The sequence below is a fragment of the Oceanobacillus piezotolerans genome, from assembly GCF_003665065.1.
Taxonomy (GTDB): domain Bacteria; phylum Bacillota; class Bacilli; order Bacillales; family Amphibacillaceae; genus Oceanobacillus; species Oceanobacillus piezotolerans.
Map to the genome: position 1 here is coordinate 543816 of NZ_RCHR01000003.1, position 16490 is coordinate 560305.

General features: G+C 36.2%; 20 protein-coding genes. All 20 read left to right on the forward strand.

Features of this window, described 5'->3' with window-relative positions; all coding sequences use genetic code 11:
- Positions 1-21: 21 nt before the first annotated feature.
- On the forward strand, positions 22-384 hold the full coding sequence (locus tag D8M04_RS10750; RefSeq protein WP_121522913.1) for a response regulator: 363 nt from the start codon (positions 22-24) through the stop codon (positions 382-384).
- 16 nt (positions 385-400) lie between these two features.
- Entirely contained in the window at positions 401-1045 is a 645-nt protein-coding gene (locus D8M04_RS10755) for a flagellar biosynthetic protein FliO (protein WP_246001180.1), read from the forward strand.
- Positions 1042-1707: a flagellar type III secretion system pore protein FliP gene (gene fliP / locus D8M04_RS10760; protein ID WP_121522914.1), complete on the forward strand. Its 666-nt coding sequence runs from the start codon at positions 1042-1044 to the stop codon at positions 1705-1707. The genes D8M04_RS10755 and fliP overlap by 4 nt, the downstream gene beginning before the upstream one ends.
- 24 nt (positions 1708-1731) lie before the next feature.
- The gene (gene fliQ, locus D8M04_RS10765) at positions 1732-2001 is read left to right on the forward strand and encodes a flagellar biosynthesis protein FliQ (protein WP_121522915.1); all 270 of its coding nucleotides are present in this window, start codon (positions 1732-1734) and stop codon (positions 1999-2001) included.
- A 3-nt stretch (positions 2002-2004) separates the two neighbouring features.
- The gene (fliR, locus tag D8M04_RS10770) at positions 2005-2784 is read left to right on the forward strand and encodes a flagellar biosynthetic protein FliR (protein ID WP_121522916.1); all 780 of its coding nucleotides are present in this window, start codon (positions 2005-2007) and stop codon (positions 2782-2784) included.
- Between the two features lies 1 nt (position 2785).
- Positions 2786-3871, forward strand: coding sequence for a flagellar biosynthesis protein FlhB (gene flhB, locus D8M04_RS10775; protein WP_121522917.1), 1086 nt, complete (start codon positions 2786-2788; stop codon positions 3869-3871).
- A 21-nt stretch (positions 3872-3892) separates the two neighbouring features.
- Complete coding sequence (flhA, locus tag D8M04_RS10780) at positions 3893-5926, forward strand: flagellar biosynthesis protein FlhA (protein WP_121522918.1); 2034 nt, start codon at positions 3893-3895, stop codon at positions 5924-5926.
- The gene (flhF, locus tag D8M04_RS10785; RefSeq protein WP_121522919.1) at positions 5923-7047 is read left to right on the forward strand and encodes a flagellar biosynthesis GTPase FlhF; all 1125 of its coding nucleotides are present in this window, start codon (positions 5923-5925) and stop codon (positions 7045-7047) included. The genes flhA and flhF overlap by 4 nt, the downstream gene beginning before the upstream one ends.
- Positions 7037-7900: a MinD/ParA family protein gene (locus tag D8M04_RS10790; protein WP_121522920.1), complete on the forward strand. Its 864-nt coding sequence runs from the start codon at positions 7037-7039 to the stop codon at positions 7898-7900. The genes flhF and D8M04_RS10790 overlap by 11 nt, the downstream gene beginning before the upstream one ends.
- A gap of 165 nt (positions 7901-8065) precedes the next feature.
- Positions 8066-9112, forward strand: coding sequence for a protein-glutamate methylesterase/protein-glutamine glutaminase (locus D8M04_RS10795; protein ID WP_121522921.1), 1047 nt, complete (start codon positions 8066-8068; stop codon positions 9110-9112).
- Positions 9113-9134: 22 nt separating this feature from the next.
- Entirely contained in the window at positions 9135-9599 is a 465-nt protein-coding gene (locus tag D8M04_RS10800) for a chemotaxis protein CheW (protein ID WP_121522922.1), read from the forward strand.
- A 3-nt stretch (positions 9600-9602) separates the two neighbouring features.
- Positions 9603-10229, forward strand: coding sequence for a chemotaxis protein CheC (locus D8M04_RS10805; protein WP_121522923.1), 627 nt, complete (start codon positions 9603-9605; stop codon positions 10227-10229).
- Positions 10222-10713 carry a chemotaxis protein CheD gene (locus tag D8M04_RS10810; RefSeq protein ID WP_121522924.1) on the forward strand — a complete coding sequence of 164 codons (492 nt, stop codon included), beginning with the start codon at positions 10222-10224 and terminating at the stop codon, positions 10711-10713. Before D8M04_RS10805 ends, D8M04_RS10810 begins: the two co-directional genes overlap by 8 nt.
- A 33-nt stretch (positions 10714-10746) precedes the next feature.
- Positions 10747-11529: a FliA/WhiG family RNA polymerase sigma factor gene (locus D8M04_RS10815; protein ID WP_121522925.1), complete on the forward strand. Its 783-nt coding sequence runs from the start codon at positions 10747-10749 to the stop codon at positions 11527-11529.
- A gap of 190 nt (positions 11530-11719) precedes the next feature.
- Positions 11720-12151 (forward strand): DUF6115 domain-containing protein, encoded by a 432-nt coding sequence (locus tag D8M04_RS10820; protein WP_121522926.1) that lies wholly within the window; start codon positions 11720-11722, stop codon positions 12149-12151.
- Between the two features lie 192 nt (positions 12152-12343).
- A complete protein-coding gene (rpsB, locus tag D8M04_RS10825; RefSeq protein ID WP_121522927.1) occupies positions 12344-13093 on the forward strand; it encodes a 30S ribosomal protein S2 in 750 nt (249 codons plus the stop codon).
- Between the two features lie 89 nt (positions 13094-13182).
- Entirely contained in the window at positions 13183-14067 is an 885-nt protein-coding gene (gene tsf, locus D8M04_RS10830) for a translation elongation factor Ts (RefSeq protein ID WP_121522928.1), read from the forward strand.
- Between the two features lie 135 nt (positions 14068-14202).
- Entirely contained in the window at positions 14203-14925 is a 723-nt protein-coding gene (gene pyrH / locus D8M04_RS10835) for a UMP kinase (protein WP_121522929.1), read from the forward strand.
- Positions 14926-14928: 3 nt separating this feature from the next.
- Positions 14929-15486: a ribosome recycling factor gene (gene frr / locus D8M04_RS10840; RefSeq protein WP_121522930.1), complete on the forward strand. Its 558-nt coding sequence runs from the start codon at positions 14929-14931 to the stop codon at positions 15484-15486.
- A 230-nt stretch (positions 15487-15716) separates the two neighbouring features.
- Positions 15717-16475 (forward strand): undecaprenyl pyrophosphate synthase, encoded by a 759-nt coding sequence (locus D8M04_RS10845; RefSeq protein WP_121522931.1) that lies wholly within the window; start codon positions 15717-15719, stop codon positions 16473-16475.
- Positions 16476-16490 lie beyond the last annotated feature (15 nt).

The window sequence follows — 16490 nt, forward strand, 5'->3', positions numbered from 1 at the left end:
GTATTTTTAGGAGGACTAATAATGGGAAAAAGAATTTTAATTGTTGACGATGCAGCATTTATGCGAATGATGATTAAGGATATTTTAACAAAGAATGGATATGAAGTTGTTGGCGAAGCGCAGGACGGCCAAGAGGCTGTTGACAAGTATAATGATTTAAAACCTGATCTTGTAACAATGGATATTACCATGCCAGAGATGGATGGAATTACAGCGTTAAAACAAATAAGACAAGTTAATCCAGATGCAAAAATTATCATGTGTTCTGCAATGGGTCAACAAGCAATGGTTATTGATGCAATTCAAGCAGGTGCGAAAGACTTTATTGTAAAACCTTTCCAAGCAGATCGTGTTATTGAGGCGATTCAAAAGGCGTTAAATTAAGGAACGAGTGAGTAAATTGCATAGATATTTATGGATATTGATTTGTTTAATAGCTATTGTATGGTCTAATCCTGCAGTAGCTATCGCAGCACAAGGGAATGTAATCGATTGGATTGAAGAGGATACAAATCCGGATGTAAATAATAACGAACAAGCAGAAACGGAAAAACCTAATGAAGATATGGAGCAAGACGCATCAGTATCAAAATCTGATGCGGGTTCTGGCTCCCTTGCTTTCAGTCTCGTAAAGATGTTTTTTGCCTTATTATTAGTACTTGCCTTGATTTATATATTAATTAAATTGCTAGGCAAGAGAAATCGACTAGGAAATCAATCGAAAGTATTAGAAAACATGGGCGGCATTTCACTTGGAGCGAATAAGTCCATTCAAATTGTACGAATTGGAACGAAGCTATATTTAGTAGGCGTTGGGGAAAATGTTCAGTTACTTCAAGAAGTTACTGAAGGTGAAGTAATAGATGAACTGTTAAGTAAAGAGAATTCAAATGGCACATTACAGGAATCTGTATTATCGATGATTGATCGGAAATCAGCAGGAAAGAATCACGGGGATTTTAAGCAATTGTTTGCAAGCGAGCTGGACAAGTTAAAACAAACAAGACAGAAATGGCAGCCAGAGAAAGAGGAAGATGAACGATGAATGAATTTATAGATGTTTTTTCTGGTTCAGATCCTTCTAATGTTGCTACTTCTGTAAAGTTAATTCTATTATTAACCGTATTCTCATTAGCTCCAGGAATCTTAATTCTCATGACTAGTTTTACTAGAATTATTATAGTCTTGTCTTTTGTTCGTACTTCACTAGCAACACAGCAAATGCCCCCAAACCAGGTTTTAATAGGGCTGGCCCTATTTTTAACATTCTTTATTATGGCACCAACCTTTAATGAAGTGTATGACGAAGCCTTAGAGCCATTATTTGCTGAGGAGATTACACTCGATGAGGCCTATGATCATGCAAGTGAACCGATGAAGGAATTTATGGCAAAGCATACAAGACAGAAAGATTTAGCATTGTTTCTCGAATATGCACAAGTAGAAAAACCAGAATCTATTGAAGATGTTCCGCTAACAGCATTAGTACCAGCATTTGCAATAAGTGAACTGAAGACGGCATTTCAAATGGGATTTATGATCTTTATTCCGTTTCTAGTAATTGATATGGCAGTTGCTAGTATTCTAATGTCGATGGGGATGATGATGCTTCCTCCAGTCATGATTTCCTTACCATTTAAGATTCTGCTGTTTGTATTAGTTGACGGTTGGTATCTAGTTACGAGTTCATTATTACAAGGATTTTGATTAATGGAAGAGAGGCTTTAATAAATGAGCAGTGAAAATGTTTTAGCATTCGCTCAGGATGCAATTTATACCCTATTGCTTACAACAGGTCCTTTATTGATTTTAGCGGTCGCTGTTGGATTATTAGTAAGTATTTTCCAGGCAACAACGCAAATTCAAGAACAGACGTTAGCCTTTGTGCCCAAAATTATAGCTGTATTAGTAGGATTAATTTTTTTCGGCCCGTGGATGTTATCTACCATGGTAGAATTTACAGCTAATATCTTCCAGAATCTGAATCAGTTTGTAGGGTAAGCAATGCTAGAACTTATTAATATAAATAGTTTTCCAGTTTTTTTACTTATTCTTGTTCGTGTACTCGCTTTTTTTGTTATTATGCCTTTATTTTCTTATCGGACAATTCCTCTGCCTTTTAAAATTGGAATAAGCTTTTTTTTGGCATTCATTATGATTTATACAGTAGATACTTCTACAATTGCATTTGACGGATTGTACATATTTCTACTGGTAAAGGAAATATTAGTCGGCTTATTAATTGGATTGATTGCATTTATAATCGTTTCTGCTATTCAGGTTGCTGGTGGTTTTATAGATTTTCAGATGGGATTTGCTATTGCGAACGTTATGGACCCCCAAACCGGTGCACAAAGTCCAATCACTGGTCAATTTTTATATATTGTGTCTTTACTATTTCTTTTATCAGTAGACGGTCATCATTTAATCATTGATGGAATCTTTAATAGCTATCAATTTATCCCGTTGGAAAGCTTCATACCGTTTGGGGATAAATCTATTGCTGATTTTGTCATTTATAGCTTTAATATGATGTTTCTAATCGCTTTTCAAATATCTATTCCGATTGTTGGCTGCCTATTCTTAGTGGATATTGCCTTAGGAATTATTGCGAGAACTGTTCCTCAGCTAAATGTTTTTGTTGTAGGTCTTCCTTTAAAGATATTAATTAGCTTTCTGGCAATAATTGTTTTCCTGGGCTTATACATTCACCTTGCTCGTAGGTTATTTGATGCAATGTTTGAAGTAATGCAAGGTCTCATGCAATTATTCGGAGGTGGATAATTTGCAATTAAAACTAGATTTACAGTTCTTTGCGGGTGAGAAAACAGAAAAAGCCACTCCGAAAAAACGAAGAGATGAACGGAGAAAGGGAAGAGTTGCAAAAAGCCAGGATGTTATTTCTGCGTTTCTTCTTCTCCTATGTTTTATTGTGTTAATTATATTTGGTGGCAATATTTTAGATAAATTGATGACTATGTTCACCTTCTCTTTTAATGAATTAATTCATTGGGAGGTAACACCTGTTTCGGTTGAGCAGGTCTTTACAGGTGTTTCGCTAGAGGTAGCGATTATGCTGGCACCGATATTAGTTGCTGCCATTTTCGCGGGTTTAGCAGCGAATCTCATGCAGGTTGGGTTTTTATTTACGACTGAACCATTAAAACCGGATTTAAAAAAAATTGACCCAATTCAAGGTGCAAAGCGGATATTTTCCATGCGTGCAGTAGTTGAATTATTAAAATCGATGTTGAAAATCACGATTATAGGAGCGATTACCTTTTTCATCATTTGGCTATACAAAGATCAAATGTTGATGACTGCCTTTTATTCTGCAGAGAATGCGCTTGACTTTTTTTCAAAAGTAACCATGACGATGGGAATTGCAGCTGCAATTGCATTATTATTTCTGGCTATTCTTGACTATGCTTATCAACGGTTTGATTTTGAAAAGAACATGCGAATGTCCAAACAGGATATTAAAGAAGAATATAAGAACATGGAAGGCGACCCGTTAATAAAGTCTAAAATCAAAGAAAGACAAAGACAGATGGCAACACGAAGAATGATGAGCGAAGTGCCGAAAGCAGATGTTGTTATTACCAACCCTACACACTACGCTATTGCCATAAAATATGATGAAAACAAAGCAAGTGCACCATATGTGCTAGCAAAAGGTGTAGATCAGACAGCAATGAAGATAAAAGAGATTGCCAGGACAAATGATATAGCTATGGTGGAGAATCGGCCATTAGCTCGATCCTTATATCAGGCAATAGAAATAGGAGATGTCATCCCTGAAGAATTTTATCAGGCTGTGGCAGAAATTCTTGCTTATGTTTACCAAATAGAAAAGAAAACGAAAAGTTAAGAGCATTAAGGAGAGACGTTGATGAAAGCACGAGATTTATCAGTTCTAATTGGAGTTATATTAATCATTGTCATGTTAGTTGTACCGTTACCAGGCCCCATTTTAAGTGTACTGCTCTTGATTAACATGACGCTTTCACTCATTGTCATTCTAGTTGCGATGAATACAAAGGATACACTAGAGTTCGCGGTGTTTCCAACGCTTTTACTACTCCTGACATTATTTCGATTAGCGCTCAATGTTTCCACTACAAGATCCATTTTATCAGAAGGGTCAGCAGGGGGCGTTGTAGAAACTTTTGGATCGTTTGTTATTGGAGATAATCCACTTGTTGGTTTTGTAGTATTTATTATTTTGGTGATTATAAATTTTATTGTTATAACCAAAGGTTCAGAGCGTGTTTCTGAAGTGGCTGCTCGTTTTTCCTTGGATGCCATGCCCGGTAAGCAAATGAGTATTGATGCAGATTTAAATGCAGGTCTGATTTCGGAAAAAGAAGCAAAGGCGAGACGTGAAAAAGTAGAGCAAGAAGCAGATTTTCATGGTGCCATGGATGGTGCGAGTAAATTTGTAAAAGGGGATGCCATTGCCGGTATTATTATTGTACTAATTAATATTTTATTTGGAATTATTATTGGTATGGTTCAAATGGGAATGCCTTTGATGGAAGCAGTTAACACCTTTACTAGATTGACAGTAGGGGATGGACTTGTCAGTCAAATTCCAGCCTTATTGGTTTCTACTGCTACTGGTATTGTTGTGACTAGATCAAGCAGTAAAAACAACCTTGGAACAGAAGTGTCAGAACAGCTTTTACGATATCCAAAATTATTATATATTGCAGCAGGCACTATTTTCTTCCTAGGGTTAACACCTATTAATTTTCTTCTAACAACCGTGATTGCTGGATTCTTAGCATTAAGTGGATATTTACTGGAAAGACAATCCAAAGTACCTGAATTACCAGATATAGAAGAAGAGGTTAAAACTGATAGCTCGCAAATGAAATCTTCAGAAAATGTCATCAATCTCTTAAATATGGATCCTATTGAATTTGAATTTGGCTATGCCTTGATACCAATAGCAGATGCGAATCAAGGTGGCGATCTGCTAGACCGAATTGTTATGATACGCAGACAGCTAGCATTAGAACTTGGTATTGTCATACCAGTAGTTCGTATTCGCGACAACATTCAGTTAGGGCCTAATGAATATCGATTAAAAATAAAAGGAAATCCAGTTGCAACTGGTGAATTGCTGCTTGATCATTATTTAGCAATGGCACCTGGGATAGATGATGAAGAATTAGATGGAATAGAAACAAGAGAGCCAGCGTTTGGGTTACCAGCAAAATGGATTAGTGAAGAACTGAAGGATGAAGCAGAGCTTTCCGGATATACAGTAGTGGATCCTCCTTCCGTCGTTTCCACGCATATTACGGAAGTGATTAAAAAGTTTGCTCATACATTATTGGGCAGACAAGAAACCAAGCAGCTGATCGATCATTTAAAAGAAAATTATCCGATTTTGGTCGAGGAAGTAACTCCAGAGCCGTTAGCCGTTGGAGATATTCAAAAAGTTCTATCTAAACTTCTTAGGGAAAATATTTCAATCAGAAACCTACCTGTGATTTTTGAGACGTTGGCAGACTTTTCGAAACTAACAACAGATACGGAACTATTAGGAGAATACGCCAGACAAGCTTTGTCTGCACAAATTACGAAACAATTTGCAGATGAAGATATGTCATTGCGCGTAATTACAGTCTCTGGAAAAGTTGAAAAGGTCATTGCAGAGAATATTAAGCAGACCGAGCATGGTAATTATCTATCCTTAAACCCTGAATCTCAGCAAAACATTATTTCTTCTATAAACGAAGAGGTAGAGCGCTTGGCTATTCAGGAAGAGACTCCTATCCTTCTTTGCTCACCGGCAATTCGTATGTATCTAAAACAGCTGCTGGACCGTTTTTTACCACAGGTTGTGGTATTATCCTATAATGAACTGGAGCCAAATGTACAAGTGAAGAGCGTTGGGGTGGTGAATGTAGCGTGAAGATAAAAAAGTATATTGCAGAGACAATGCCTGAAGCAATGAACGATATTCGAAAGGATCTAGGGCCAAATGCTGTTATCTTAAATTCGAAAGAGATCTGGAAAGGCGGAATCCTGGGCTTTTTTAAAAAGAAGAAAATTGAAGTTATTGCTGCGCTTGATCCTAATCCATTACCTGCCAAAAAGGAAAGGCAAGTTGAGTTAGAGCGACCTGAAATGAAGATTAGTAACGATAAAAGTTCAGATATGAGCCATGAGGTTTTACAAGAACTAAAAAATGTGAAGAAAATACTAGATATGCAAGTAGGGCAAGGCAGCGTAGATTATCCTGTGGATTACCAATTGATTTATTCACATCTTATTGAACAGGAGGTGGAACCTTCTTTAGCAAAAGAGATCGTTGATAAAGTTATTGAAAAGGAATCACAGCATACAACTCCTAATTCGAAAGATAAAATAGTGACCGACACAAAAGAAGTAATTATAGAATTGCTAGAGGATATACCTTTTGGTTCATTGAATTCCACTGCCAAGATTATTCAATTTGTTGGTCCTACTGGAGTTGGGAAGACTACTACGATTGCTAAAGTGGCATCGAATTTAATGCTAAAGGAACATAAGAAGATTGCATTTATAACCTCTGATACATATCGAATCGCAGCAATAGAACAATTAAAAACCTATGCTCGGATCTTAAATGTGCCTCTAGAAGTGGCATACACTGTTGAGGATTTCAAAGAAGCCGTAAATAAACTGCAGGACTATGATGTCATTTTAGTAGATACTGCGGGGAGAAATTTCCGTGAATCTAAGTATATCCAAGAGTTAAAATCATATATTGATATTCGTCAAGATATTGCAACCTATTTAGTACTTTCACTTACTTCTAAACCGAAAGATCTAGATGATATCTTTAATCAATTTCATCAGATTCCATTATCAGAGGTGATTTTCACCAAAATGGACGAAACAACCCAGTTTGGCAGTATGCTAAGTATTGTTCTGAAAAAGCAAATCGGCATTGCTTTTGTGACAAATGGTCAGGATGTGCCAAACGATATTTTGAACATTAGCCCACAGGCAATTGCAGATTCTATTGTTGGTGATTCCTATGTTAAATGACCAAGCAGCTAGTTTAAGAAGAGCAATGAATGGAAACACATCTTCTAATGAGGCAAAAACACTTTGTGTAATAAGTGGTAAGGGTGGAGTTGGAAAGTCAAATTTTGCTATTAATTTTTCCTTAGAATTGATTAATAACGGAAAAAAGGTGCTGCTATTTGATTTAGATGTAGGAATGGGTAATATCGATATATTATTAGGTGTCCATGCAAAAAAGACAATTTACGATATGTTTCAAGAAAAACTTCCCATTCACGATATTATAGAAGTAGGGCCAAAAAACTTTGCATATATAGCAGGCGGCTCAGGTTTACAAGGATTTTTCTCAATGGATGAAGAAAATAAAAACTTCTTTATTGAACAGTATACTAAGTTAGTGAATCAATATGACTTTATTATTTTTGATATGGGAGCGGGTGTCCAAAATGATAGCATGTTCTTTATTCTGGCTGCAGATGAATGCATCGTTGTGACTACACCAGAGCCGACTTCTATTACAGATGCATATAGTATGATTAAGCATGTAATTGTAAATGGAGGGAAAATGCCGATTCATGTCATCATGAATCGCTCTCATTCAAAAAAAAGCGGAGAACAGGCTTTGGAGCGTTTTAAACAAGTCATCTATCGTTTTCTTGAGATTGAAATAAAGAAGCTTGGTATCCTTCCTGAAGATAAGGTTGTCAGTCAGTCTGTTATAAAGCAAACTCCATATCTTCTATATAATGAAAGAGCTAGCGTATCCAAAGCCCTGCGACAATTAACATCCTATTACCTTAACCAAATGGAAAGCTTAAATAGCATCCAACCAGCAACATTTTTAAGTAAATTAAAACACTTTATTTCTAAGTAACAATTGGCAGACTTCGCAGCATGCCCTGTTTTACCGATGTGTCCAGCGCCATATACATGTGCCGTAGAATTATAACTAGTAAGATCTATAGATTAAAATTCAGTCGGGAAGAACCAGGAATGCCGACTGGTATAATATTCATATTATAATAGAGAGGTAATAAATATGCAGCCAATTCGTGTAATTGTCATAGATGATTCTGCATTCATGCGAAAAGTAATTTCAGATATATTAGAAAGTGACATTCGAATTGAAGTAGTTGCAACTGCAAGAAACGGGGAGGATGGATTAAAAAAAATCCAAATGTTCAACCCTGACGTTGTAACTATGGATGTACATATGCCTATTATGGATGGTGTTACTGCATTAGAAAAAATCATGAGTACGGCACCATTACCTGTCATTATGCTGACCAGTTCCGAAGAAGAAGCAACGGAAACCATTGAAGCAATATCAAAAGGCGCAGTGGATTTCATCTATAAACCATCAGGCCCCATTTCTTTAAATATTGACACAATACGCGAAGAGATTATTTCAAAGGTAGTAACAGCATCTAGTATAGAGATAAGTGCAATTGAGAAATTTTCTAACGAGAATCCAAAAACATATAAAGCGTATGACCATACTATAATTGGAATTGGTTCTTCAACAGGGGGACCAAGAGCATTGCAAAAAGTTCTTTCTGATATACCAAAAACGTTCCATTCCCCAATATTAGTTGTCCAGCATATGCCTGCCGGTTTTACAAAATCATTGGCAGACAGGTTGAACGGTTTATGTCATCTCCATGTAAAAGAGGCTGAAGACGGAGAAATTATCAGATCCAAAACTGTCTATATTGCCCCAGGTAATTATCATATGAATATAGAGAAAATTGGTACAGAACTAAAAATCCATCTAACTGACAAAGAGCCTCGTAATAATCATCGACCAAGTGTGGATGTATTGTTTGAATCAATCGCAGAAATAAACAAAATGAACAAAATAGCTGTTGTGCTAACTGGAATGGGAAATGATGGCTCTCAAGGTATAAAAGAATTGAAAAACAAAGATAACCGAGCATCGGTTATTGTTGAATCGGAAGAAACTTGCATCGTTTATGGAATGCCTAAGGCGGCCATTAATACACGTTGTGTAGATTATATTGAACCACTCTATCTTATAAGTGATCGCATTGATTATTTGGTGAGGCAGTATGAAAAAAGAATGTAGTATTTGAAAAGAGGAGATAACAATGGAAACTCAACAATCAGCAGAGAGAAAAGTAATTGTTTTTCAAATAGAAAATGAAGAATACGCTATACCAGTTAAACAGGTTGGATCCATCGAGAAAAGTATGACAATTACAAGAGTGCCAAAAGTGCCAAACTATGTAAAAGGCGTTATTAATCTTCGAGGTGTCGTAACTCCTGTAATTGACTTGCGTTCGCGCTTTGGAATAGAAGAAAAAGTGATGGATGAGGAATCACGTATTATAATTGTGTATTTGAACGAAATAGAGGTAGGCTTTATTGTAGATGCTGCGAATGATGTCATTGACATTCCAGAGGGAAAAATAGAACCAGTACAAGAAGTGATTAATGCGGTAAATGAAGATTACATTGAAGGTGTGGCACATTTAGAACAGCGGTTACTCATTTTGCTTGATATAGAAAAAATACTAAAGCATGAAAAAGTAGAAGAGTTAGTTGAAGGCTAGAATATGGTATACAGTAAATTAACATCTATAGAAAAGGATGTACTACGAGAAATAGGGAACATTGGTGCCGGTAATGCTGCAACTTCCATGTCAAAATTAATTAATAAAAAAGTGGATATGCAGGTCCCTTCTGTAAATATTGTAACTTATGATGAAATGATGGATTTAATAGGTGGACCAGAAGAGCTTATTGTAGCATTATTCTTCCAAATAAAGGGGGAAATCTCTGGAAACGTTTATTTTATCTTATCTACTAAAGAAGCAGAGGAATTAATTCGGAAGGTAACGAATCAATCTAATTTCTTATTAGAGGATTTACATCATAATGAATGGGCTCTTTCTGCCTTGCAAGAGACTGGTAACATTGTAACGGGTGCTTACTTATCAGCATTATCTGATTTTACGAAGCTTAATATGCAGCCATCTATACCTTTCCTAAGTATAGATATGGCAGGTGCCTTATTAACCGTTGGATTACTTGAGATTTCTCAAACTTCGGACTATGCGATGATTATCGACACAACTATTAGAAGTGAGTCAGACAGTGGAATTCAGGGGCATTTCTTTTTACTGCCTGATCCATCTTCTTTATCAACGATATTTCAGGGACTAGGTATTGCGGATGAATGAACAGAAAACAGTTGTAAAAGTTGGCATTGCTGATTTAAACTTCGTAAAAGCACCAAATGTAATTCGAACTTCAGGATTAGGTTCCTGTGTTGGCGTAGTTGTCTACGATGACAGAAAAGAAGTAGCAGGTCTTTCACATGTGCTTCTGCCGGATTCTTCTTTAGCAAGGCAAAAAGAATTTAATTTATACAAATTTGCGGATACAGCGATCCCAATCTTGGTGACAAAACTGCTGGACCAAGGTGCAAGAAAATTCGCATTGAGAGCTAAAATGGCCGGGGGCGCGCAGATGTTTACTTCCAGTAATGATATGATGCGTATTGGTTCAAGAAACATATTGGCAGTGAAAGAAATGTTGGAGCATTATCAGATTCCTATTGTGGCTTCGGATGTAGGTGGAAATGTCGGAAGAACCATCGAATTTGATCCAGAGACAAGTAGATTAAAAATTAAAAAAGTGAACAAAGAAGAATTTTATCTATGATAAAAGGGAAAGTGAAGGAGGAGGAAATTTAATATGGTGAATACGAATACTCCTCTTGAACAAGAGCTGTGGAATAAATGGATAAGAAACCGAAGCAGTGAAGCAGCAAATGAATTAGTAAACCATTATATTTATCTAGTTCTGTTTCATGTTGAACGTATATGTAGTCATCTCCCTAAAACAGTAAGTAAAGATGATATAAAAAGTTTAGGTCTAATTGGTTTATATGACGCTCTGAAAAAATTTGAGCCAAATAGGGATCTGAAATTTGATACATATGCTTCCATTCGTATTCGTGGTGCTATTATCGATGGGCTGCGAAAAGAAGATTGGCTGCCGAGATCACTTAGGGATAAAGTCAAAAAAGTGGAACAAGCCCAACAGCAATTGGAACAAAAACATCACCGAGCTCCAACATCAAGCGAGATTGCTGATGAAATAGGAATATCTGTGCAAGAAGTAGAGACCGTAGTGAAGGATTCTTTATTTGCTAATGTGTTATCGATAGAAGAAAAGCCAAAAAGCAATCATTCAGGTAATCTAAAGGAAGGTATTGGTTACTCTATACCAGAAGATTTAAGCATGATTCCTGAAAATCAGATCATTCAAGAAGAAGTTAAAAATGAACTGATAGAGGCAATAAAGAATTTGAATGAAAGAGAACAGTTGGTCATAAGTTTATTTTACTTTGATGAATTAACTTTAACCGAAATAGGACAAGTGCTTGATCTTACTACTTCACGCATTTCTCAAATACACAAAAAAGCTGTCTTTAAATTAAAAAATGTATTGAGTAAGCTGCAATACCTTTCATAAGCTTTGTTTGTTATAGTTACAGATCCCGATTAATTATGTGAAGTTTATTTGAGTTGCAGCAACTGTCTTGGTAATCTAACAGATTATTATAGTTAATGGAGGATAACAGGACAGTGATTTTGAGATTTGAGCTTCTGAAATGCCATTTTATCTGTTTTTTGATCAACCTTTTGTGGAAGGGACACTTATTATGACTTCATTTTTACTAATTATAAGCTTTCTTTTACATATTATTGCTTTATATGCTATTGTACAGCTGTATTGGAAGGTAAAAGCTTTAAATCAGCCGAACACTGCAGAAGTTACAGAGCTTTTTGAAACTTATCTACAGGAAATAAAGGAAGAGAACGATAGATTACATGAATTGCTTGAAAGCCATCAGGTAAATCATATTAATACATCAACCCAAAAAAAGGAAAAAATGGGAGAAAAACGAATCAATTCTCCCATACCAGAACCACCTCCAATTGAAAATAAGGAAAACTCCGATTCGCTGGAAGCATCATTGGAGGCGAAAGTATTACAACTCCATCAACAGGGCTTGTCTATTACAGATATAGCAAAAAGACTCCATTGTGGAGAGACGGAAGCAGCGTTAATTATAAAATTACATAAAAAATAATGGAATGAACTTGATTCCGTGTTATCAATGTGATATATTAACTTCTGGTGTAAATACTTTTATTTCTTAACAAATAAATAGTAACAAATACACACGTTTAGTAATTTGTATAGAAGGTGCTGTCTTACTAAAGATGGTCTCTATATAAAAAGGATCTAAACGGAGGAAAAAACCATTTAGGAGGAAATATTTATGTCAGCAATTTCTATGAAGCAACTTTTAGAAGCTGGTGTACATTTTGGACATCAGACTCGCCGCTGGAATCCGAAGATGAAAAAATACATCTTCACAGAGCGTAATGGAATTTATATTATCGACCTTCAAAAGACAGTTAAAAAGGTTGATGAAGCTTATAATTTCGTGAGAGATTTAGCTGCTAATGGCGGTACTGTTCTTTTCGTAGGTACGAAAAAACAAGCTCAAGAGTCAGTTCGCGAAGAAGCGATCCGCTCTGGAATGTACTATGTTAACCAACGTTGGTTAGGTGGTACACTTACTAACTTCTCAACTATCCGTAAACGTATTAATCGTTTGAAAGATATCGAGCGTATGGAAGAGGATGGTACATTTGAAGTACTTCCTAAAAAAGAAGTTGTAAACTTATTGAAAGAAAAAGATCGTCTTGTTAAATTCTTAGGTGGAATTAAAGAGATGGACAGACTTCCAGATGCATTGTTTGTTATCGATCCACGTAAAGAACGAATTGCCATCGCTGAAGCTCACAAGTTGAACATTCCTATTGTTGGAATCGTTGATACAAACTGTGATCCAGATGAAATCGATTATGTTATTCCAGCTAACGATGATGCAATCCGTGCTGTAAAACTTTTGACTTCCAAAATGGCAGATGCTATTTTAGAAGTGAAACAAGGTGAAGTAACAGAAGAGGTTCAAGCAGAAGAAGCTTCTAACGAAGAAGAAACTGTTTCAACTGGAGAGTAATTTTAAAAAAGGTGAGGGTGATAAGAGGATAAGAGCCTTTTATCACCTTTTTTTAAGACAAATTCACATATATTTAAGGAGGAATAAACATGGCAGTAACTGCAAAAATGGTTAAAGAATTACGTGAAAAAACTGGTGCTGGAATGATGGATTGTAAAAAAGCATTAACGGAAACAGATGGTGATATCGATAAAGCGATTGATTACCTTCGTGAAAAAGGGATAGCAAAAGCTGCGAAAAAAGCAGATCGTATTGCAGCAGAGGGATCTACATATATCGAAGTGGACAACAACCATGCAGTGCTTTTAGAAGTAAACTGTGAAACAGACTTCGTAACAAAAAACGATCAGTTCAAAACATTATTATCAGATTTAGCGAAGCATCTTCTTAGTCAAAAACCAGCAACTGTTGAAGAAGCACTTACACAGAAACTAAATGGAGAAGGCGAAACAGTTGAAACATACATCAATTCTGCTATCTCTAAAATCGGTGAAAAAATTTCTTTAAGACGTTTTGCTATCTTTGCAAAAACGGACAATGATACATTTGGCGCTTATCTTCATATGGGTGGACGTATTGGTGTACTTTCTGTTCTTGAAGGAACTACTGATGAGCAATTAGGTAAAGATATTGCAATGCATATTGCTGCTGCAAACCCTAAATATGTTGGACGCGATGCGGTGAGCGAAGAAGAAATTAACCATGAGCGTGAAGTGTTAAAACAACAAGCATTAAACGAAGGTAAACCAGAGAGCATTGTTGAAAAAATGGTAGAAGGACGCCTAAACAAGTTCTTCCAGGATATCTGCTTGTTAGAACAAGATTTCATAAAAGATCCAGATCAAAAAGTCAAAAAGTACGTTGCAGGTAAAGGCGCTACTGTAAAATCATTTGTTCGCTATGAAGTGGGCGAAGGTATTGAAAAACGTGAAGAAAACTTTGCAGAAGAAGTAATGAGCCAAATTAAAAAATAAGTAGCAGGTATTGCGCGAAAAAAGGTGAGATGTTTTTCTTTTCATCCGTGCAGCACTTAAACGAAATAGGGGACATTGCTTGTTCCCTATTTCACCATGTACAACAAGTGAGATTAACTTTTTTGGAGGGTGTTTATGACTACAGCACGATACAATAGAATTGTGTTAAAATTAAGTGGTGAGGCATTAAGCGGAAATGAAGGGTATGGAATCTCTCCGAAGATTATCCAATCCATTGCTGACCAAATTAAAGAAGTAGTGGAACTTGGTGTGGAAGTTGCCGTTGTTGTTGGTGGTGGAAACATCTGGCGAGGCAAAGTTGGTAGTGAAATGGGAATGGACCGAGCAACTGCAGATTATATGGGAATGCTTGCTACGGTTATGAATTCACTGGCCTTACAAGATGGCTTAGAAACAATTGGAATTGAAACAAGAGTGCAGACTTCGATTGAAATGCGTCAGGTCGCTGAACCATACATAAGAAGAAGAGCAATACGTCACTTGGAGAAAAAGCGTGTTGTTATCTTTGCGGCTGGTACTGGTAATCCTTATTTCTCAACAGATACTACAGCAGCATTACGTGCAGCTGAAATAGAAGCAGAAGTAATCCTTATGGCTAAAAACAATGTAGACGGTGTTTATACAGCAGATCCGAAATTAGATAAGGATGCGACCAAATACGATTCACTTTCTTACATGGATATGATTAGTGAAGGACTGGGTGTAATGGATGCAACTGCATCTTCACTATGTATGGACAATGATATTCCGTTGATTGTATTTTCTATAACAGAAGAAGGTAATATTAAAAAAGTCGTTCAAGGTGAGACGATTGGAACAACAATAAGGGGGAAATAAAAGATGTCAGATGCAATTATGAAATCAATGGAACAAAAAATGGAACAAGCTGTACAGGCATTTACTAAAAGCCTTGCAACAGTAAGAGCAGGTAGAGCTAATCCAAACCTTTTGGATAGTGTGCATGTAGATTATTATGGTGCATCCACTCCACTGAATCAATTAGCAAATGTATCTGCTCCTGAGGCAAGACAGCTAGTTGTAACTCCTTATGATAAAACTGCACTTGGAGATATTGAAAAAGCCATTCAAAAAGCTGATTTAGGCTTATCCCCATCTAATGATGGTAATATCATCCGTATTAGCATTCCACCACTGACGGAAGAAAGAAGAAGAGATTTAGTAAAAGTAGTTGGGAAATATGCAGAAGACTACCGTATACAAATCCGTAATGTTCGTCGTGATGCAAATGATCAATTGAAGAAAGATGAAAAGAACGGTGATATTACAGAGGATGAGTTAAGAAACCTTCAAGATCAAGTTCAAAAGGAAACCAATAACTATATTGCTAAGATTGATCAGCTTGCAAAAGATAAAGAAAACGAAATTATGGAAGTTTAATCTAAAGTATAAAAGTGATTAAATCTTTTAAGTTTGTACATTTAGGTGTAAAATAAGTACGAAGCCCTCTTGCCTTTAAGGGGGCTTTTGTATTCAGAGTTGAATTTCGCTATAATAAAAAAGAATTGTTTGATTATGAAATTTGTACTTACATACATGATTCCTATTTTTCTTTCATAAACTGACAGAGAGAAATAGTTTGTAATCAACAATATTCGGAGGACGCAGCAATGTCTAAGAAATTTCCCTTTTTCAAAAGGAAAAAAGAAGAAGTGCCCGATCTTGAGTATGAGGCTGTACCAAGTCATGTTGCCATTATAATGGATGGAAATGGCCGATGGGCGCAGAATAAAGGTTTGCCTCGTGTAGCCGGACATAAAGAAGGAGTACATGCGGTAAACCGAGTAGTTAGAGCCGCTGCTAGAGCTAATATTGATATACTAACATTATATGCATTCTCAACAGAGAATTGGAAAAGGCCAAAATCAGAAATAGATTATTTAATGAAGCTGCCAAAACAATTTTTACATATTTATTTACCAGAAATTATGGAAAACAATGTAAGAATAGAAACCATTGGTGAATTTGATGCTTTACCAGACCATACGAAAAATGCAGTTCAAAATGCTATAGATAAAACAGCAAATAACAATGGTTTATTATTAAACTTTGCTATAAATTATGGCAGCAGGAATGAAATTATGCATGCCGTTAAACGATTAATGAATGATATTGACAGTTCAAAAGTTACTCTCGATTCATTGGACGAAAATCTATTCTCTAACTATTTATATACGAATGGATTACGAGATCCAGATTTATTAATTCGAACCAGTGGGGAACAACGTTTGAGTAATTTTCTATTGTGGCAATCTGCCTACACTGAATTCTGGTTTACCGATACGCTTTGGCCTGACGTTGATGAAGCGTTTTTTTATCAGGCAATAGAGGAGTATCAATTACGAAAAAGACGATTTGGAGGGTTATAAGAGGTGAAAGTTAAT